Origin of the sequence: Kribbella voronezhensis (assembly GCF_004365175.1) — a bacterium.
In the GTDB taxonomy this organism is placed as follows: Bacteria; Actinomycetota; Actinomycetes; order Propionibacteriales; family Kribbellaceae; genus Kribbella; species Kribbella voronezhensis.
In genome coordinates this window covers 1,142,539-1,161,872 of record NZ_SOCE01000002.1, presented here as the reverse complement: position 1 = coordinate 1,161,872, position 19,334 = coordinate 1,142,539, and the positions used below count along the sequence as shown (strand labels likewise).

The following is a 19,334-nucleotide window of genomic DNA, read 5'->3' as shown; positions in this document are numbered from 1 at the left end:
TTAGTGAATCCGTTGTGACTTGGGAGACAGACCGATGGCAGCCAGCCGCGCCAGGACGCCGCGGAACACGCTCAGCCCCGAGCTGATCGTGCGCACCGCACTCGAGCTGATGGAGTCCGACGGCACGAGCGCCTTCAGCCTCCGCGGTCTGGCCGCGGAACTGGGCGTCGGGCCGATGGCGCTCTACACCTATTTCCGCAACAAGGACGACCTGTACGACGCCGTCCGCAACCACCTGATGGGCCTCCTTCCGCCGGTGCCCGACGGGGTGCCGTGGCAGGACCAGGTGCGCGCGGTATGCCGGAGTCTGCGGTCCCTGATGCTCCAGCACCCTTGCCTGGCGCAACTACTCGCCGGGCGGCCGCTCAGCGGCCAGGAGACCGCGCGAGTGGCGGAGGGCCTGCTCGGCGTACTGCGTTCCGCCGGCTTTGGCAAAGAGACCGCGGCTCGGACGCACACCACCCTCTTCACCTACGTCCTCGGCTCCACCTCCTGGGAAATCCAGATGGCCGCCGAACGCCGAGACCCCGAAGCCTGGCGCCGCCTCCGCACCACGATGGAGTCGTTGTCCGCCACCGAGTTCCCCACCGTGGTCGAGCTCGCCCCCGAACTCGCCCGCACCACCGGCGGCGACGCCCAGTTCGACTACGGCCTCGACCTCCTCATCACCGGCCTAGAACCACAGGCCAACTAACTCGTACGACGAGCGCCCGCGTCGCGCCTCCTCCGTCGGCCCCTCACCCCACCACCCGCTTCTCCGTCGCGGCTGAACAGCGAGCGTGCACCGGTTGCTCGCGATCCCCCGGTCGCGCGTTGCCTGCCCTCGCTTCGTTCGTGCGAGGTCGGCGGCACCCGCCTCGTACTCTCCTGTCAGCGCTCAATCCACCCACCCCACACCTACGTCTCGGCTGAATGTTGCACGCGATCCCGATGCGCGGGGCGTGAAGTTCCCTCGTTCGAAACTCAGCTGGGCGTGTGAACCGGGGGTCGCAGGCCGAGCCATTGTTCGGCGTCCCAGGCCTGGAAGCGCTCAACCTCGGTGAACCCGAGCTTCGCCGCGAGGCGCATGGAGCCGGCGTTGGCGGACTGGGTGGTGAGGACGACCGACTCGCCGGGGAGGGCGTCGGCGAGCCAGTCGAGTGCTGCTGCGCACGCCTCGGCGGCGTACCCGAATCCCCAGGACTGCGGCAGGAACAGGTAGCCGAGATCTGCCTTCCCTGCGGCGGCCGGACGACCGTACGCCGGGTTTCTCCTGAGCAGGACGTGGCCGATCATCGACCCGTCGAGCTCGACGACGAAGCTCCCGGGCCAGCGTGCTGGTGCCTCGGACACCTCGCGTTCGAGCTCGTCACGAGCACGCGGGCCGCCGAGGTAGGTGTGCACCTCTGGCGAGGCGAGGAGCTCGATGAACGCCGCACGATCCCGTGTCTCGGACTCACGGAGTACGAGCCTCTCGGTCCTGATCGGTTCGGGCGGCCAAGCCACGGATCCCAGCTCTTCCATCCGCCGCACGCTAACAGGTGGTCCGAAGCGGCCGCTTCAGAAGATCATGGTGACGATGGCGGCGATGCCGATGACGACGATGAGGGCGCGGAGGGCGGCTGGGGGGAGTTTGCGGCCGTAGCGGGCGCCGGCGAAGCCGCCGATGGTGGAGCCGACTGCGATGAGGGCGGCCGCGAGCCAGTCGACGTCGGCGACGATGATGAACAGGATTGCCGCGACCGTGTTCACGACCGTGGCGAGGACGTTCTTGAGGGCGTTCATTCGTTGCAGGTTGGCGTCCATGCCGATACCGAGGATCGCCATCAGCAAGACACCCTGCGCCGCGCCGAAGTAGCCGCCGTACACGCCGGTCGCGAAGACGGCCGGCATCACCCACCAGGCGCCGCGGTGGGCGTGGTCGGGGAGGTTGATCCGCTTCGACAGCCACGGTTGCAAGGCGACCAGGACGCAGCCGAGCAGGATCAGGCCTGGGACGACAGCCTTGAAGGCCGAGTCCGGGAGCTTGAGCAGCAGCACTCCCCCGACGATGCCGCCGACGAGGGATGCGGGGATCAGCCGGATCAGCCGGCCGCGTTGGCCTTCGAGTTCCCGGCGGTACCCGATCGCGCCGGCCGCCGTACCGGGTGAGAGGCCGACGCTGTTGCTGACGTTGGCGAGTACGGGTGGGATGCCGACAGCAAGCAACGCCGGGAAGGTCAGCAGCGTGCCTGAACCCACCACCGCGTTGATCGTGCCCGCGCCCATGCCCGCCAGCAGAACGAACAGCGCCTCGAACCATGTCATCGCTGCCAGACTCTACGCACCTGACACGGCACGCGCTCGCCGGTCCGACCCGTGAACGCCCGAGTGCCGCGAACATCACACGCCCGCGGCTTCCCCGGTGTCGCGGACCGCCAGCCCATCAGTAGTCGCGTCGGCAGCCGCACGGACCCCTCGACTGAGCGCACCTCGCCCAGCCCATTGGCTCAAGCCCCCCACACTGATGGGCTGCAGGTCCGCCAGGCGCCGGCTGCGGGTTGTGGGTGAACAGCACGCGGCCCAGCTCATCAGAGCTGGGCCGCGTGGCGTACGTCGTACTGGTTGTCAGCGCTCCTGCGTGGGACCGTCCTGCACCGGCGCGGTCTGCTCGGGAGCTGAGGTGACCGCCGGGGGCGCAGCCGCCTGGCTGCGTGAGCTGACGGCCGCGTTCTGCGCTGCGGCGATCGCTTCCTGTACTGCGTTGTCTGCCTCGGCCACCGCGGCGTCGGGCGTCACCGACGAACCGCCGCCGCTGTCGACCTCGACCGCGTGCGAGTCGCCCAGGTCCGGCTCCGGGAACGGGCCCTCGGCCTTCTGGGTGATGCCGGCGATCTGGCCGACGGCGCTGCCGAGGCCCTCCATCGCCTTGCCGATCTCGCTGGGGATGATCCACAGCTTGTTCGAGTCGCCCTGGGCGATCGACGGGAGCATCTGCAGGTACTGGTACGCCAGCAGACCCTGGTCCGGCTTGCCGGCGTGGATCGCGTTGAACACGGTGGTGATGGCCTGCGCCTCACCCTGCGCCTTCAGGATCCGGGCTTCCCGCTCGGCCTGCGCGCGCAGGATGCGGGACTCGCGGTCACCTTGCGCGGTGAGGATCGCGGACTGCTTCTGACCTTCGGCCGACAGGACGGCGGACTGCCGCATACCCTCGGCCGTCAGGATCGCGGCGCGCTTGTCACGGTCGGCGCGCATCTGCTTCTCCATCGAGTCCTGGATGGAGGGCGGCGGGTCGATCGAGCGCAGCTCCACCCGGTTGACCCGGATGCCCCACTTGCCGGTCGCCTCGTCCAGCACGTAGCGGAGCTTCTCGTTGATCTCCTCGCGGCTGGTCAGCGTCTGCTCCAGGTCCATGCCACCGATGATGTTTCGCAGCGTGGTCATGGTCAGCTGCTCGATCGCCTGGATGTAGTTCGAGATCTCGTACGTCGCCCGGACCGGGTCGTTCACCTGGAAGTAGATGACGGAGTCGATCGACACCATCAGGTTGTCCTCGGTGATGACGCCCTGCGGCGGGAACGCGACGACCTGCTCGCGCATGTCGATCGTGTAGCGCACCTTGTCGACGAACGGAGTCAGCAGGTTCAGGCCGGGCTGCAAGCCGACCTTGAACTTCCCGAACCGTTCCACGATACCGACGGTCTGCTGTTGCACGACCCGGACTGACTTGATCAGTGTGACGACCACCAATAAGGCGACCAATGCCAGCACTACGAGGAACGCGGTCACTTGACCCTCCCACTCGACAGAACCCTCAGGACGGACAGTCTTTCCTATCGACGGGCCACTGACGACAACGGTTCCCTCACGATCCGGCTCCCTGATTCGGCAGCTTTCCAAGAATGCGCGGGGCCGTTCTCGGCAGAGTCGCCGACGGCAACAAATGTCCGTACTTCCGACAGTACTTCGCGGTAACACCCGCACAACCCGCGCCACACCGCCGCGCTCGCGGAGTTAGGGCCTGTTCAGGAAGTCGGGTCCGGTTCGATGAGGTGGATTCGGACGGCTCGAGCGTCGAGGCCGGCTTGTTCCAGAACCTTTTGTTTGGGATCCGCCACACCCAAGAAAGGCGGCCGAACCAACGGGACGAGCGCTTTCAGCCGTGGATCCTCGAGAACTGTGTCGACAGCTTTACGGTCACCGCCGCAAACCAGTACGTCGAGTTTCGCGGGCGCGAGGATTCGTACTGCGACTTCGGTGGCCGCCGCGAATGCCTCGCGCGCCTGGTTGTCCCGGCGGCGGGCGAACCGCTGCTGCGACCAACCGCCCGCCTTCGTCGTCCCCTGCACATGCCGCGACCCGACCTTCGAGGACTCCAGCACTCCCCCGGCGAAGACGCCCGCGCCGTACCCACCTCGCCGTACCAGCAGCAGCCCGAGCCGACGATCCGCCAGCACGTGCGCCACCAACCCGGCCGGCGTGAGTTCGGACAACGGGCCGAACGGCACCTCGATCTCGGCGACCGCCCCGTCCTCGGCCGACGCGGTCACCCGGAGCGGAGTCACGTCGTACGACGTCGGCCCGTGGCGCTCGCTGAAACCGGCCAGCCAGCGCTCGAGGCGGTTCGGGCCGACGGAGAGGATGCGGGTCACCGCACCGACGCTAGTGCATCCGGACATGCGAAAGCCCGGGCCACCTGACCCGGGCTACCGCAGTACTGGAGAAATCAGACGTTGAAGCCGAGCGCGCGCAGCTGGTCGCGGCCGTCGTCGGTGATCTTCTCGGGACCCCACGGCGGCATCCAGACCCAGTTGATCCGGAAGTCGTTGACGAGGCCGTCGAGCGCCATCCGGGTCTGGTCCTCGATCACGTCGGTCAGCGGGCAGGCCGCGGACGTCAGCGTCATGTCGATGATCGCGGTGGTGGTGTCGTCCACGGTCACGCCGTAGATCAGGCCCAGGTCGACGACGTTGATCCCCAGCTCGGGGTCCACGACGTCCTTCAACGCCTCGGTGACGTCTTCCACCGCAACAGTCGAGCCAGCCGGCTTGCCAGCGGCTTCGAGGTCGACCTCGGGCAGCTCGATCTTCTCGTCGGTCTGGTCAGACATTGGTTGCTCCTTCTTTCTTCGCGAGTGCCTGGGCGGTCGCGTCGCGCCAGGCCGACCAGCCCAGCAGCGCACACTTCACCCGAGCCGGGAACTGCGCGACACCCGCGAAGGCGACGCCGTCTTCCAGAACCTCTTCGTCGGGTTCCACATTCCCACGACCCTGCATCAGTTCCAGGAACTTCTCGTAGGTCGCCATCCCCTCGATGACCTGCTTGCCGATGACCAGGTCGCTCATCACCGACGTCGCCGCCTGGCTGATCGAGCAGCCGACGCTCTGGTGCGTCACGCCGGTCACGACGTCGCCGTCGAGCTCGACCCGGAGGGTGACCTCGTCCCCGCAGGACGGGTTCACGTGGTGCACCTCCACGTCGTACGGGTCCGCGAGCCCCGCGTGGTGCGGGCTGCGGTAGTGATCCAGGATGATCTCCTGGTAAAGGCTGTCGAGCTGCATATCAGTCCACCTTGAAGAATGACCGGACGAATCCGAGGCCGTCGACGAGCGCGTCGATCTCCTCGGGTGTCGTGTACAGGTAGAAAGACGCTCTGGTCGACGATTGCATTCCGAACCGCTCGTGCACCGGCCGCGCGCAGTGGTGCCCGGCCCGTACTGCGATGCCGCGGGTGTCCAGCACCGTCGAGACGTCATGTGGGTGAACGCCGTCCAGCTCGAAGCTGATCGCTCCGCCCCGGTCGACGCTGTCGGTCGGCCCGAGAATCTTCAGTCCCGGCACCGTCTGCAACCCTTCCAGCGCGTACGCCGTGATCGCTTGCTCGTGCGCCGCGATCTTGTCCATCCCGATGCCGGCCAGGTAGTCCAGGGCGGCACCGAGACCGACGGACTGCGCGATCGGCGGCGTACCGGCTTCGAACCGGGCCGGTGGCGGCGCGTACGTCGAACCGGTCATCCGGACGACCTCGATCATCTCTCCCCCACCGAGGAACGGCGGCAGCGAGGCAAGCAGGTCGTACCGGCCCCAGAGCACGCCGATACCGGTCGGGCCGACCGTCTTGTGCCCGGTGAAGGCGAGCAGGTCGGCGCCCAGCGTCGAAACGTCCACCGGGAACTGCGGCACGGCCTGCGAGGCGTCGACGACCATGAGCGCACCCACAGCATGCGCCTTCTCGGCGATCGAGGTGATCGGGTTGATCGTGCCGAGCGCATTCGAGACCCAGGTCAGCGAGACGATCTTCGTGCGCTCGTTGATCAGTTCCTCGATGTTGCTGAGGTCCAGCCGGCCCTCGTCGGTGACGCCGAACCAGCGCAGCGTCGCGCCGGTCCGCTCGCAGGCGAGCTGCCACGGGACGATGTTGCTGTGGTGCTCCATCTCGGAGATCACCACTTCGTCGCCCGGCTCGAGCGAGGCACCGAGGGTGTACGCGGCGAGGTTGAGCGCTTCGGAGGCGTTCTTGGTGAAGACGATCTCGTCGCGGTTGGTCGCACCGATGAAGGCCGCGACCTTGTCCCGGCCGCCTTCGTACGCCGCGGTCGCCTCGGCACCGAGCTGGTGCATCGCGCGCGCCACGTTGGCGTTGTGGACCAGGTAGTGGTCCTCGATCGCCTTGACCACCTGCGCAGGCTTCTGCGAGGAGTTCGCCGAGTCCAGGTAGACCAGCGGGAAGTCGTTCGCCAGCACCCGCGACAGGATGGGGAAGTCCGCCCGGACCGATTGCAGGTCCAGCGGACTGCTGAAGGTCCGGGCGTCCGTCATGCCTTCGCGCCTGTCTTCAGGAAGCGCTCGTAGCCGTTGGCCTCGAGCTCGTCGGCCAGCTCCGGGCCGCCCTCCTCGGCGACCTTGCCGTCGACGAACACGTGCACGAAGTCCGGCTTGATGTAGCGCAGGATCCGGGTGTAGTGGGTGATCAGCAGAACGCCCTTGTCACCCTTCTCGGCGAACCGGTTGACGCCGGTCGAGACGACCTTCAGCGCGTCGATGTCGAGGCCGGAGTCGGTCTCGTCGAGGATCGCGATCTTCGGGTCGAGCAGTTCCAGCTGGACGATCTCGTGCCGCTTCTTCTCACCACCGGAGAAGCCCTCGTTCACGTTCCGGGTGCCGAAGTCGGCGTCCATGTCCAGGTCGGCGAGCGCCTTGTTGACGTCCTTGACCCAGGTCCGCAGCTTCGGCGCCTCGCCGTCGATGGCGGTCTTGGCGGTCCGGAGGAAGTTCGACACGGACACACCGGGCACCTCGACCGGGTACTGCATGGCCAGGAACAGGCCGGCCCGGGCGCGCTCGTCGACGGACATGGCGAGCACGTCCTCGCCGTCCAGCGTCACGGTGCCGCTGGTGACGTTGTACTTCGGGTGGCCGGCGATCGAGTACGCCAGCGTGGACTTGCCGGAACCGTTCGGGCCCATGATCGCGTGCGTCTGACCACCGGCGATGGTCAGGTCGACGCCGCGCAGGATCTCCTTCGGGCCGTTCTCGGTGTCGACCGACACGTGCAGGTCGCGGATCTCGAGTGTCGCCATGGGTTTTCTTCTATCTCCGTCGTTAGGAAGCTTGATTCAGGGGGTTCTTGACGTCGACCAGCAGGTCCTCGCCGTCCACCCGGACCGGATAGACCGGGACGGGGTCGTACGCCGGCAGGCTGGTCGGCTCGCCGGTGCGCAGGTCGAACCGGGAGCCGTGCAGCCAGCACTCGATCTCGCAGTTGCCGACGTCGCCCTCGGACAGCTGGATCTGCGCGTGCGAGCACTCGTCGCGGACGGCGAAGTACTGGCCCTCGCTCTTCACGACGGCCACCTCGACACCGCCGACCTCGGTGGCGATGACCCCTTCGTCGGGGACATCGGCCACCCCGCAGGCGCGTTCGAACGTGTCGCTCATGATCAGGCCTTGGCCGCCTCGGTCAGCGCCGCCGTCCGGGCCAGCTTCTGCTCGATCACCTCGTGCAGGTGCTCGGCCACCTCCGGTACGCCGATCCGGCCGATGATGTCGTTGAAGAACCCGGACACCACCAGACGACGGGCCTCGTCCTCGGGAATACCGCGAGCCTGCAGGTAGAACAGCTGCTCGTCGTCGAACCGGCCGGTCGCCGAAGCGTGCCCGGCGCCCTCGATCTCGCCGGTCTCGATCTCCAGGTTCGGCACCGAGTCGGCGCGCGCCCCGTCGGTCAGGACCAGGTTCCGGTTCAGCTCGAAGGTGTTGGTGCCCTCGGCCGCGGCCCGGATCAGCACGTCGCCGATCCACACCGAGCGGGCGTGGTCACCGGCGAGCGCACCCTTGTAGAGCACGTTGCTCTTGCAGTTGATCGCCTCGTGGTCGACGAAGAGCCGGTTCTCGTGGTGCTGACCGGACTCGGCGAAGTACACCCCGAGCAGCTCCGCGTCGCCACCGGGACCGGCGTACCGGACGTTGGTCGACAGGCGGACGATCTTGCCGCCGAGCGTGACGGCGACGTGGTTCAGCTTCGCGTCGCGGCCGACCACGGCGTCGTGCTGGCCGACGTGGATCGACTCGGTGTCGCCCTGCTGGATCGACACGACCCGGAGGTCGGCGCCGTCGCCGACGACGATCTCCACGTTGGCGGCGTACTCACCGGCGCCGGTGTGGTCGACGATCACGGTGCCGCGGCTGTGCCGGCCGGCCTCGATCACGAGGTGGCCGAAACCGCGGCCGCCGAGCGAGGCGACGTTGACGTGCACCGGCTCGGTCAGCTCGGCGTCGTTCGGGATACGCACGGCCAGCGCCTCGGCGGCGTGCGTCCACGCGACGGCGGCGATCCGGTCCTGCGGGGTCAGCGCCTTCACGGCGTCGGCGGCGATCGTCTCGATCACCACCCCGTCAGGCCCGTGCGCGTCGACCTTGGCGGTCTCGGTGCCGGCCTCGTCGGCGAACAGCGCCTTGAGAGCCTTGACCGGCGTGAAGCGCCACTCTTCCTCGCGGCCGTTCGGCACCGGGAAGTCGGTCACGTCGTAGGACGTGGTCCGCTCGCTGCGCGCCTGCAACGGTACCGGGGAGCCCGGTCCGTGGGAGTGGCCCTGGTTGCCGGTGGCAACCAGGGTTTCGGTGGCTGACATCAGCCGACGGCCCCTTCCATCTGCAGCTCGATGAGCCGGTTGAGTTCCAGCGCGTACTCCATCGGGAGCTCGCGGGCGATCGGCTCGATGAAGCCGCGGACGATCATCGCCATCGCCTCGTCCTCGGCCATGCCCCGGCTCATCAGGTAGAAGAGCTGGTCGTCGCTGACCTTGGACACGGTCGCCTCGTGCCCCATCGCCACGTCGTCCTCGCGGACGTCGACGTACGGGTAGGTGTCGGAGCGGCTGATCGTGTCGATCAGCAGCGCGTCACAACGCACCGTGGACTTGCTGTGGTGGCTGCCCGGCGCGACCTCGACCAGACCCCGGTACGACGTCCGGCCGCCACCGCGGGCGACGGACTTGGAGATGATCGAGCTCGACGTGTACGGCGCGTTGTGCACCATCTTCGAGCCGGCGTCCTGGTGCTGGCCCTCGCCGGCGAACGCGATCGACAGCGTCTCGCCCTTGGCGTGCTCGCCCATCAGGTACACGGCCGGGTACTTCATCGTCACCTTGGAGCCGATGTTGCCGTCGATCCACTCCATCGTCGCGCCCTCCTCGCAGGTGGCGCGCTTGGTGACCAGGTTGTAGACGTTGTTCGACCAGTTCTGGATCGTCGTGTAGCGGCAGCGGGCACCCTTCTTCACGATGATCTCGACCACCGCGGAGTGCAGCGAGTCCGACTTGTAGATCGGCGCGGTGCAGCCCTCGACGTAGTGGACGTAGGCGTCCTCGTCGACGATGATCAGCGTCCGCTCGAACTGGCCCATGTTCTCGGTGTTGATCCGGAAGTAGGCCTGCAGCGGGATGTCCACCTTGACGCCCTTGGGGACGTAGATGAACGAGCCGCCGGACCAGACCGCCGTGTTCAGCGCGGCGAACTTGTTGTCGCCGACCGGGATGACCGAGCCGAAGTACTCCTTGAACAGCTCCGGGTGCTCGCGCAGGCCGGTGTCGGTGTCGAGGAAGATGACGCCCTGCTCCTCCAGGTCCTCGCGGATCTGGTGGTAGACGACCTCCGACTCGTACTGCGCGGCGACGCCGGCCACGAGGCGCTGCTTCTCCGCCTCGGGGATGCCGAGCTTGTCGTAGGTGTTCTTGATGTCCTCGGGCAGGTCCTCCCAGCTGGTGGCCTGCTTCTCGGTCGAGCGGACGAAGTACTTGATGTTGTCGAAGTCGATGCCGGACAGGTCCGCACCCCACGACGGCATCGGCTTGCGGTCGAAGAGCTTCAGGCCCTTCATCCGCAGGTCGAGCATCCACTCCGGCTCACTCTTCAGCGTCGAGATGCCTTGCACCACCTCCGCGCTGAGGCCGCGCTTGGCCACGGAACCGGCAGCGTCGCTGTCGGACCAGCCGAACTTGTACGTGCCGAGCCCGTCGAGCTCCGGGTGAGCGGTTTGCGTCATCGTGCAGTCCTCGCAGATTCGCTGTCGGATACAGAGGTAACTGGCTGTGCTTTGGTGGCAGCGCCAGGGATGTGAGTGGTACAGACACCGTCACCGTGAGCGATGGTGGCGAGTCGCTGGACGTGCTTGCCGAGCAGGCGGGAGAACACCTCGGTCTCGGCCTCGCACAACTGGGGGAACTGCTCGGCCACGTGCGCGACCGGGCAGTGGTGCTGGCAGAGCTGCTCGCCGGCACCGGCTTGCAGGGTGGAGGCGGCATAGCCGTCGACGCTGAGCGCCTGGGCGAGCACCTCCGCCTTCTTCTCCTCCGGAGCCGCTTCGAGCAGCTGCCGGTACTTCGTCTCCACGTCGGCCACGCGGCGCCGGGCGAACTCCGTGACTGCCGCTTCCCCGCCGGCTTCGGCGATGAAGTGCAGCGCGGTGGCCGCCAGGTCGTCGTACGCCTGGTGGAAGGCGTGCCGGCCGGAGTCGGTCAGCACGAACACCTTGGCGGGGCGGCCCCGGCCGCGGGGGCCGTAGACGCGCTCCTCGCGAGCCTCGGCGAGGCCCTCCTCGAGCAGGTGGTCCAGGTGCCGGCGGACCGCCGCGGGGGTCAGCTTCAGTCGCTCCGCGAGCACCGCGGCGCTGGACGGGCCGTTGGTCAGGATCGACCGGGCGACCCGGTCCCTGGTGGACTCGTCCCGCAGGTGACCGGCCACAGCAGCCGTGCCCGAGGGCACCTCACCGGTCGACGCGGAAGTTTTCACAACATCAGTGTCGCGTAATTACCGGGACCCTTCAAATAAGGCTCCCCTAACCGGTTCGCGAAGCCTCGCCTGCGCCGGAAGGTGACCGTGAGCAGGGTCACGCCTGGGCGTTTCCTACACTGCACACGTGCCAGTCGCAGTCGAGATCGACAACCTCGTCGTCCGGTACGGCGAGAAGACCGCGGTCGACGGCCTCACTCTCACCGTAACCGGCGGAACAGTGACGTCCGTCCTCGGCCCCAACGGGGCCGGCAAGACCACCACGGTGGAGAGCTGCGAGGGGTTCCGGCGGCCCGACTCGGGCCAGGTCCGGGTCCTCGGGCTGGATCCGATCGCAGACCACGACGAACTGATGCCGCGGATCGGGGTGATGCTCCAGGAAGGCGGTGCCTGGTCCGGCGTACGGGCTCTCGAGATGCTGCGGTACGTGGCGGGGCTGCACGCTCATCCGCTGGAGCTCCCGGAGCTGATCGAGCGGCTCGACCTGGGTACCTGCGGGCGTACGCCGTACCGGCGGCTCTCGGGCGGTCAGAAGCAGCGGCTGTCGCTGGCGATGGCGATCGTCGGACGGCCCGAGATCGTGTTCCTCGACGAGCCGACGACCGGGCTGGATCCGCACGGGCGCCGGGAGATCTGGCAGCTCATCCGCGACCTGCGCGACGACGGGGTGACCGTCGTACTCACCACACACGCGATGGACGAGGCCGAGCAGCTGTCCGATCAGGTGCACGTCGTCTCCGCGGGCAAGGTGATCGCCTCGGGGACTCCCGACGTACTGACCGAGCACGGCGCGAAGTCGCTCGAGGACGTCTACCTGGCGCTCACGGCGAAGCCGGCCAAGTCCGCTGAGTCGGGCAAGGAGATTCGATGAGTACGACGTACGCTCCGCAGCCGGGTTCTGCGCCGTGGACACGCAAGGTGCTGTCGCACGCTCGGATGGAGTTCCGGCTGCTGATCCGGAACGGTGAGCAACTGTTGCTGGCTCTGGTGATCCCGCTGGGGCTGCTGTTACTCCTCGGTGGCACGGGCCTGGGCGATCGGCTGCCGCTCGGCGACGGACGAGCCGTAGACCTCGCAGTACCGCGTGTGCTCGCGCTGGCCGTGCTGTCGTCTTCTTTCACCTCACTGGCGATCGCGACAGGGTTCGAACGCCGGTACGGCGTGATCAAGCGTCTCGGCGCCTCTCCCCTGTCCCGGACCGGCCTGCTCGCGGGCAAGATCGGCTCGGTCCTGGTGATCCAGGTGATCCAGCTCGCCGTACTGGCCGGCACCGGCTTCGCCCTCGGCTGGAAGCCCGTCGGCGGCGCATCGGCGGTCATCGGCGTCGTCCTGATGGTCGTCTGCGGCACAGCTGCCTTCGCGTCGCTCGGCCTGCTCATGTCCGGCATCCTCCGAGCCGAAGCCACCCTCGCCGCGGCGAACCTGCTCTACCTCCTGCTCCTGGTCGGCGGTGGCCTGATGACACCCGTCGACGAATACCCGGCCGGCATGCGGTCCGTGGTACGCCTCCTGCCCAGCGCAGCGCTCGCCAACGGCCTCGCCAACTCCACCATCGAAGGCGTGATCCCATGGGCCGCCGCCCTCTCCCTCACCCTCTGGGCAGCACTCCTCGCCTACCTCGTATCCAAGACCTTCCGATGGGACTGAGCGAGGTTGTGCTTTCGGGTGCCGACAAGGCTGTGTTTTCGGGTGCCGACAAGGCTGTTTTTTTGGGTGCCGACAAGGCTGTCTCTAGAGTGTGCCGGTGAGCACGGAGACCGCGGTGCGTGAGGACGAGGGTGTGACTGGGTTCTGGCGGTTCGTGCCGGAGCCGAGTCTGGATGTCGTTCGGCGGTGGGGCTGGGCGTCCGTGGTGGCCAACATCGGCATCGTGGTGACCGGTGGGCTGGTGCGGCTGACGGGGTCCGGGCTGGGGTGCCCGACCTGGCCGTCGTGCACCGACGCGTCGTACGTGCCGCACAGCGCGCTCGGGATCCACGGCGCGATCGAGTTCGGCAACCGGATGCTCGGGTTCGTGGTGGGGGTGATCGCGATCCTGACCTGGCTCGTGGTCATGCGGTACCGGCCACGGCGTACGGACCTGCGTCGGCTGGCGACCGCCGCCGCGCTGGGGATCCCGTTGCAGGCGGTCATCGGTGGCATCAGCGTGCTGACCGGGCTGAACCCGTGGATCGTGTCCGCGCACTTCCTGGTCTCGCCGATCATCATCACGCTGACCGTGTCGATGATGCGCCGCTCCCGCACGAGTCCGTATCCGCACACTCCCCCGGTGGTTCGCGCGCTCGCAACCGCTTGTGTGGTTGCGGTCTGGCTGGCCGTTGCCCTCGGCACCCTTGTCACCGGCGCCGGCCCGCACTCAGGTGATCCGGACACCGGACGGAACGGTTTCGACGAGACGGTGATCAGTCAGCTGCACGCGGACGTCGTGTTCGGCCTGCTGGGCGTGACGATCGGTCTGGTGATCGCGACGCGGGTGACCGCGACGTCCCGAGCGCTGCGCAAGCTCGCCGCCTGGTTGCTGGCGATGGAGTTGCTGCAGGGCGCGGTCGGCTTCACGCAGTACTTCACCGGTTTGCCGTGGGGGCTCGTGCTCATCCACATGTTCTTCGCCGGCGTACTGATCGCTCTGGTCACAGCCGTGTACGGCGAACGCGGTACGCCGGCTACCTAGAGCACCCGGAGCGCCCGATCCAGTGGGTCGGACGCTCCGGGTTGTCCCTTCTAGTACCTGACTCTTGCGACTGAGCCTGGGCCGAAGACGGGCGATGCGACGTACACGACACCGCTCCTGCTGACGCCGACGCCGCCCGGCAGGTTGAGCTGCCCCTTCGCCAGCTCGTGCCGGTAGCCGCCGCGCTGGTGACCGCCGCGGTACTGCACGAACAGGGCTCCGGCGGTTGCGCCGTTGAGTTCGAACTGCAGCCAGCTCTTCTTGGCCAGCTCGACCACGTAGATCTTGTTGCCAGGACCGGCACCGAGATCGACGATCGAGGTGTAGCCGTCGGCGTACCGCTGGCAGTTGCCCCGGTACGGGTGGGCCGGGTCGCACACGGCACCGACCGATCCCGGCTTGATCCGCCAGATCTCCGACGTTCCAGGCGTGGCCGGGAATCCTCGCAACTCACCGAGGTAGTAGTAGCCGTCCGTGCCGACGGTGACCGAGGTCGCCACACCTTCGGCGAGGATCGGCGTACCGGCCGGCGGCAACGGGTTGCCCTCGGGGTCCTTGGCCGGCAGACCCGACGGCACCTTCACCATGCGGGGCTTGATCCTGGCGACGGTCTTGATGGAGCCGTTCGGCCACACCCTGAGCAGGTCGTTGCCGGCCGCGTCGGACACCAGGACGGTGCGGTCACGTAGCGCCGCCACACCGAACGGGTTGGACTCCGTCGGAGCGTTCTCCTGGTCGTACGGATCCGGGTCGTGCGCCTGGTACGCCGCGATGTCGGCGACCACCTGGGCAGACCTCCCCGGACGCAGCTTGTAGAGCGTCGCTCCACCAGGCGGAGAGTCCCCCTCGGGTCCGCCGCCACCGGTGAGGGCGTACGTCACACCCCACACGTTAGTGTCGATCGCCGGCGGGAAGCCGCCCGGGACCTGGCCGAGCTTCCGGATGTGCTTGTTCAGCCCGAACGCCCAAGCCTCGTAGACGGACCCGTCGGTGACGCTGTAGACGACCTTCCGCCCATCGGCGCTCACAGCGACCCCGCGAGGCCCGTCCAGCCCGGTCACCACGGGCTGAAGACTGCTGTGACTCGCACCCGCATCGGCCGGCGCGACCGACAACGTCGTACCGAGCAACGCCACCACCGATACCGCTGCTATGCGTGCTTTTCTGACCCCCACTGCATCCCCCTGATCCGCCGTCCGCCCCAGCTGGAGCCACTCCACGGACTCCCCCATGGCAACACTCGGACCGGACAAGGTCAACGGGACGACTCCCAGCCACCAGCTGTTCACTGGCAGAAACGGGGCGCTGAGGCAACTATCTGTGCTCCGCCAGGCACAACCTGTGCTTTTTCAGGCGATTGCGGTCGATGCTGCCAGCAACTAGCTACGTAGGCGGCGTTGGGGCTGGAGGAATAGAACCGAGCTGCGAACGCCAGGGGTGGCTGCTGACGGCGGGCTGCTTCGGCTGCTGCACGGCTTGTAGGCGGCGGCAGCAGTTGGTCCATCAAGGTCCCGCCGCAGCGGCGGGCCCGCCGACGGGTTGGCTCACCCATCGAGCACGCCGCGCGGCTGCCTCAGGCGCCAAGCGGGCCGGACGGATCGGTTCACCCGCCGAAGCGCACCGGGCAGGCGGACTCACCCACCGAGCACGCCGGGCAGTTGACTCAGGCGCCCGGACAGGCTGGGTACCCACGAGACCGAGCCGGGCCGATTGGCTCACCCCGCCAGTCGGCGAACCCATGCGACCTGGTTCGTAGTTGTGAGCAGCGACGAAGGAGCTGGGAGCAGGTCGCGACGCAGGAGCGGAACCAGTTGGCCGCGCACGTCGGGTGTGCCTCGATCGAGGCGGAGTGCTGATGCGCTGAGCGGCGACGGAGGAGCCGGCGTGGGGGTGTGCTAGCGGAGGAGCGGGTCGATGGCTGCTGCGATGAAGAGCAGGGCCAGGTAGATGTTGGAGAAGTGGAAGAGGCGCATCGGGCGGAGTGCTGCGCCTTCGGCGCCGGTGTTGGCTCGAGCCAGGAGGGCGAAGGCTTCGCGGAGGAAGACGACGCCGAGGACGACGGCCGCGAGTGGGTAGACGAAGCCGGTGCCGCCGATCGGCCAGAGGGCGATCGAGGTGAGCACCATGACGATGCTGTACGCGAGGATCTGGCGGGCCGTGGCGACCGGGGTCGCGACCACCGGGAGCATCGGGACGTCCACCGAGGCGTAGTCCTCGCGGTACCGCATCGCCAGTGCCCAGGTGTGCGGTGGCGTCCAGAAGAAGACGACACCGAACAGCACCAGCGGGGTCCAGGCCAGCGCGTTGGTGACCGAGGTCCAGCCGATCAGGGTCGGGAAGCAGCCGGCGATGCCGCCCCAGACGATGTTCTGCACGGTCCGGCGCTTCAGCACCATCGTGTAGCCGAAGACGTAGAAGGCGTTGGCGGCCAGCGCGAGCAGCGAGGACAGCCAGTTCACCAGCAGGCCGAGCTCGAGGGTGGCGAGAATTCCCAGTACAACGCCGAAAACCGTCGCCGAGCGCGGGCTGACCGCGTGCCGCGGCAGCGGGCGGCGGCGGGTGCGGCGCATCTGCTCGTCGATGTCGCGGTCGAGCACGCAGTTGATCGTGTTCGCGCTGCCGGCGGCGAGGATGCCGCCGAGGAGGGTCGCCGCGACGACACCGAGCCCTGGCACCCCACCCGCGGCCAGGAACATCACCGGCACGGTCGTGATCAGCAGGAGCTCGATGATGCGCGGCTTGGTCAGACCGACGTACGCCTTGATCACGTCGCGCACCGACGGGCCCGGCGTCACCAGAGACTGATCGATCTCCAGGGCTGGGTCGGTCGGCAGCGGCGCCGGGTACGACGTCGTCGCGGCTGGACGCGGGTCGACGGCCGTCACGAACACCTCGAACTGAGTGGGTTGACGCCGGGTTCCGGCGCTGACGGTTCGACAGTCTACGACGCCCCGTAGGACTCCCCTGCACCCACCCGCACCCACGTGTCGGCCGGGGTACCTGTGTGAGGTCCGAGACGTTCGGGAACAAGCAACCCGGATGTCCGGTTGGCGAGGTATGAAGGGCCTGAGACGCCCGGGCGAGTAGGCTCGCACACGGTGCAGCGCGGGGGCGCTCACGGCACGGGACCCACGGGTCCGGCCGGTCCCTCGGACACCGACAGAGCAGTGTTCGCAGCCATCGAGAGGAGCGCCGCCGGCGTGACGGAGAAGACCAGCCCCAAGCTTGACTGGACCGAGCTCGACAAGCGTGCGGTCGACACCGTACGCGTGCTCGCGCTGGATGCTGTGGAGAAGGTCGGCAACGGCCACCCCGGTACGGCGATGAGCCTCGCGCCCGCCGCCTATCTGCTGTTCCAGAAGGTGATGCGGCACAACCCGGCCGACCCGCACTGGGCCGGGCGGGACCGTTTCGTGTTGTCGGCCGGGCATTCGAGCCTGACGCTCTACATCCAGCTGTACCTGGCCGGCTTCGGCCTGGAGCTGGACGACCTGAAGTCCCTGCGGACGTGGGGCAGCCAGACGCCGGGCCACCCGGAGTACAGCCACACCCCTGGCGTCGAGACGACCACGGGTCCGCTCGGCCAGGGTGTCGGCAACGCGGTCGGGATGGCGATGGCCGCTCGTCGTGAGCGCGGCCTGTTCGACCCGGACACCGCCGCCGGCCAGAGCTCGTTCGACCACCGGATCTACGTGATCGCGTCGGACGGCGACCTGGAGGAGGGCGTCTCGGCCGAGGCGTCGTCGCTCGCGGGTCACCAGAAGCTCGGCAACCTGACGCTGATCTACGACGCGAACAAGATCTCCATCGAGGACGACACGAACATCGCGTTCTCCGAGGACGTGGCCGCCCGCTACGCGGCGTACGGCTGGGACGTCCACGACGTCGACTGGACCAACGGCGGCACCGGCTACGAAGAAGACGTGCAGGCCCTGTACGACGCGATCGAGGCCGGCCACGCGGTCACCGACAAGCCGACCTTCATCCGGCTGCACACGATCATCGGCTGGCCGGCGCCGAACGCGCAGAACACCGGCAAGATCCACGGCTCGGCCGCGGGCGCCGCCGAGGTCGCCGCGACGAAGAAGATCCTCGGTTTCGACCCGGAGCAGAGCTTCGAGGTCGCCGCGGACGTCATCGAGCACACCCGCAAGGCGATCGAGCGCGGCCAGGCGCTGCAGGACGAGTGGACGCAGAAGTTCGACGCGTGGAAGACCGGCGACCCCGAGGCCGCCGAGCTGTTCGACCGGCTGGGCAAGCGGGAACTGCCGAAGGGCTGGCGCGACGCGCTGCCGAGCTGGGAGGCCGACGCGAAGGGCGTCGCCACCCGCGCCGCCTCCGGTGAGGTGCTCACCAAGATCGCGCCGGAGCTGCCCGAGTTGTGGGGCGGTTCGGCCGACCTGGCGGGCTCGAACAACACGACCCCGAAGGGGCAGCCGTCGTTCATCCCGGCCGAGCACGCCACCAAGGAGTTCCAGGGCAACGAGTACGGCCGGGTCCTGCACTTCGGCATCCGCGAGCACGGCATGGGCTCGATCCTGAACGGCATCACCCTGCACGGCCGCACCCGCCCGTACGGCGGTACGTTCCTCGTCTTCAGCGACTACATGCGTCCGTCGGTCCGGCTGGCCGCGCTGATGAAGCTGCCCGTCACCTACGTCTGGACGCACGACTCGATCGGTCTCGGCGAGGACGGCCCGACGCACCAGCCGGTGGAGCACCTGGCCGCACTGCGGGCGATCCCGGGCCTGGACGTGGTTCGCCCGGCCGACGCGAACGAGACGGCGGCCGCCTGGGCGACGATCCTCGAGCACACCGACCGTCCGGCCGGCCTGGTGCTGACCCGGCAGAACGTGCCGACCTACCCGCGCGGTACGGACGGCTACGCGACCACGGAGAACGTGCACAAGGGCGGCTACACGCTGCTCGACACCGAGGGCACCCCGGACGTGATCCTGATCGGTACCGGCTCGGAGTTGCAGCTCGCCGTCGAGGCCCGCAAGACGCTGGCCGACGAGGGCATCAAGGCCCGGGTCGTGTCGCTGGTCTCCCGCGAGTGGTTCGACGAGCAGGACGACGCGTACCGCGAGTCGGTCATCCCGGCCGGTGTGCGCGCCCGCGTCTCGGTCGAGGCCGGGATCAAGCTGGGCTGGCGCGAGATCGTCGGTGACGCCGGGCGCAGTGTGAGCCTGGAGCACTACGGCGCCTCGGCCGACTACCAGCGGCTGTACACGGAGTTCGGCATCACCGCCGACGCCGTCGTACAGGCAGCCAAGGACAGCATCGCGGCGGCCGCCGAGCTCGGTGGCAGCGGTGTTGCGCCGAGCCGGGCAGCAGCCGGGCCGGTCGGACCGGCCGACACCTACGCCGCCAACTGACCATCCACAACAGAACATTTCGGAGGGCTTCGGAC

At 68.2% G+C, this 19,334-nt stretch carries 19 protein-coding genes; 5 read left to right on the top strand and 14 right to left on the bottom strand.

Annotation, left to right across the window (positions count from 1 at the left end; genetic code table 11):
• The first annotated feature begins 34 nt into the window (after nucleotides 1-34).
• Nucleotides 35-694, top strand: coding sequence for a TetR/AcrR family transcriptional regulator (locus EV138_RS32600; protein WP_133983698.1), 660 nt, complete (start codon nucleotides 35-37; stop codon nucleotides 692-694).
• 269 nt (nucleotides 695-963) lie between these two features.
• On the opposite strand, the gene EV138_RS32595 is transcribed toward EV138_RS32600, so the two are convergent.
• From EV138_RS32595 to EV138_RS32540, 12 genes are all read right to left on the bottom strand, one after another.
• Nucleotides 964-1,503: a GNAT family N-acetyltransferase gene (locus EV138_RS32595; RefSeq protein ID WP_133983697.1), complete on the bottom strand. Its 540-nt coding sequence runs from the start codon at nucleotides 1,501-1,503 to the stop codon at nucleotides 964-966.
• Between the two features lie 36 nt (nucleotides 1,504-1,539).
• Nucleotides 1,540-2,286 (bottom strand): sulfite exporter TauE/SafE family protein, encoded by a 747-nt coding sequence (locus EV138_RS32590; RefSeq protein ID WP_133983696.1) that lies wholly within the window; start codon nucleotides 2,284-2,286, stop codon nucleotides 1,540-1,542.
• Nucleotides 2,287-2,586: 300 nt separating this feature from the next.
• Entirely contained in the window at nucleotides 2,587-3,750 is a 1,164-nt protein-coding gene (locus tag EV138_RS32585) for an SPFH domain-containing protein (protein ID WP_112239005.1), read from the bottom strand.
• Nucleotides 3,751-3,986: 236 nt separating this feature from the next.
• Entirely contained in the window at nucleotides 3,987-4,613 is a 627-nt protein-coding gene (locus tag EV138_RS32580; protein ID WP_238158530.1) for an acVLRF1 family peptidyl-tRNA hydrolase, read from the bottom strand.
• A 74-nt stretch (nucleotides 4,614-4,687) separates the two neighbouring features.
• A complete protein-coding gene (locus tag EV138_RS32575; protein WP_112239004.1) occupies nucleotides 4,688-5,071 on the bottom strand; it encodes a metal-sulfur cluster assembly factor in 384 nt (127 codons plus the stop codon).
• Nucleotides 5,064-5,522 carry a Fe-S cluster assembly sulfur transfer protein SufU gene (gene sufU, locus EV138_RS32570; RefSeq protein WP_112239003.1) on the bottom strand — a complete coding sequence of 153 codons (459 nt, stop codon included), beginning with the start codon at nucleotides 5,520-5,522 and terminating at the stop codon, nucleotides 5,064-5,066. The genes EV138_RS32575 and sufU overlap by 8 nt, the downstream gene beginning before the upstream one ends.
• Nucleotide 5,523: 1 nt before the next feature.
• On the bottom strand, nucleotides 5,524-6,780 hold the full coding sequence (locus tag EV138_RS32565; protein ID WP_133983695.1) for a cysteine desulfurase: 1,257 nt from the start codon (nucleotides 6,778-6,780) through the stop codon (nucleotides 5,524-5,526).
• Nucleotides 6,777-7,541, bottom strand: coding sequence for a Fe-S cluster assembly ATPase SufC (gene sufC, locus EV138_RS32560; RefSeq protein WP_112239001.1), 765 nt, complete (start codon nucleotides 7,539-7,541; stop codon nucleotides 6,777-6,779). The genes EV138_RS32565 and sufC overlap by 4 nt, the downstream gene beginning before the upstream one ends.
• A 22-nt stretch (nucleotides 7,542-7,563) precedes the next feature.
• A complete protein-coding gene (locus EV138_RS32555) occupies nucleotides 7,564-7,899 on the bottom strand; it encodes a non-heme iron oxygenase ferredoxin subunit (RefSeq protein WP_133983694.1) in 336 nt (111 codons plus the stop codon).
• Nucleotides 7,900-7,901: 2 nt separating this feature from the next.
• Nucleotides 7,902-9,092 (bottom strand): Fe-S cluster assembly protein SufD, encoded by a 1,191-nt coding sequence (gene sufD / locus EV138_RS32550; RefSeq protein WP_133983693.1) that lies wholly within the window; start codon nucleotides 9,090-9,092, stop codon nucleotides 7,902-7,904.
• Nucleotides 9,092-10,504, bottom strand: a complete 1,413-nt coding sequence (gene sufB / locus EV138_RS32545) for a Fe-S cluster assembly protein SufB (RefSeq protein ID WP_112238998.1) — start codon at nucleotides 10,502-10,504, stop codon at nucleotides 9,092-9,094. The genes sufD and sufB overlap by 1 nt, the downstream gene beginning before the upstream one ends.
• Nucleotides 10,501-11,223: a helix-turn-helix transcriptional regulator gene (locus tag EV138_RS32540; protein WP_133984629.1), complete on the bottom strand. Its 723-nt coding sequence runs from the start codon at nucleotides 11,221-11,223 to the stop codon at nucleotides 10,501-10,503. Before EV138_RS32540 ends, sufB begins: the two co-directional genes overlap by 4 nt.
• A gap of 154 nt (nucleotides 11,224-11,377) precedes the next feature.
• Here EV138_RS32540 and EV138_RS32535 point away from each other — a divergent pair, with 154 nt between their 5' ends.
• From EV138_RS32535 to EV138_RS32525, 3 genes are all read left to right on the top strand, one after another.
• Nucleotides 11,378-12,121: an ABC transporter ATP-binding protein gene (locus tag EV138_RS32535; RefSeq protein WP_133983692.1), complete on the top strand. Its 744-nt coding sequence runs from the start codon at nucleotides 11,378-11,380 to the stop codon at nucleotides 12,119-12,121.
• Entirely contained in the window at nucleotides 12,118-12,897 is a 780-nt protein-coding gene (locus tag EV138_RS32530; protein WP_133983691.1) for an ABC transporter permease, read from the top strand. Before EV138_RS32535 ends, EV138_RS32530 begins: the two co-directional genes overlap by 4 nt.
• Before the next feature lie 97 nt (nucleotides 12,898-12,994).
• Nucleotides 12,995-13,921 (top strand): COX15/CtaA family protein, encoded by a 927-nt coding sequence (locus tag EV138_RS32525; RefSeq protein ID WP_238158529.1) that lies wholly within the window; start codon nucleotides 12,995-12,997, stop codon nucleotides 13,919-13,921.
• A 50-nt stretch (nucleotides 13,922-13,971) separates the two neighbouring features.
• Here the strand turns inward: EV138_RS32525 and EV138_RS32520 are convergent, their stop codons facing one another.
• A complete protein-coding gene (locus EV138_RS32520) occupies nucleotides 13,972-15,096 on the bottom strand; it encodes a ScyD/ScyE family protein (RefSeq protein ID WP_166678836.1) in 1,125 nt (374 codons plus the stop codon).
• A gap of 720 nt (nucleotides 15,097-15,816) precedes the next feature.
• Entirely contained in the window at nucleotides 15,817-16,806 is a 990-nt protein-coding gene (locus tag EV138_RS32515; RefSeq protein WP_439649023.1) for a heme o synthase, read from the bottom strand.
• A gap of 315 nt (nucleotides 16,807-17,121) precedes the next feature.
• Between EV138_RS32515 and tkt the strand changes: the two genes are divergently transcribed.
• Complete coding sequence (gene tkt, locus EV138_RS32510; RefSeq protein ID WP_133983688.1) at nucleotides 17,122-19,299, top strand: transketolase; 2,178 nt, start codon at nucleotides 17,122-17,124, stop codon at nucleotides 19,297-19,299.
• Nucleotides 19,300-19,334 lie beyond the last annotated feature (35 nt).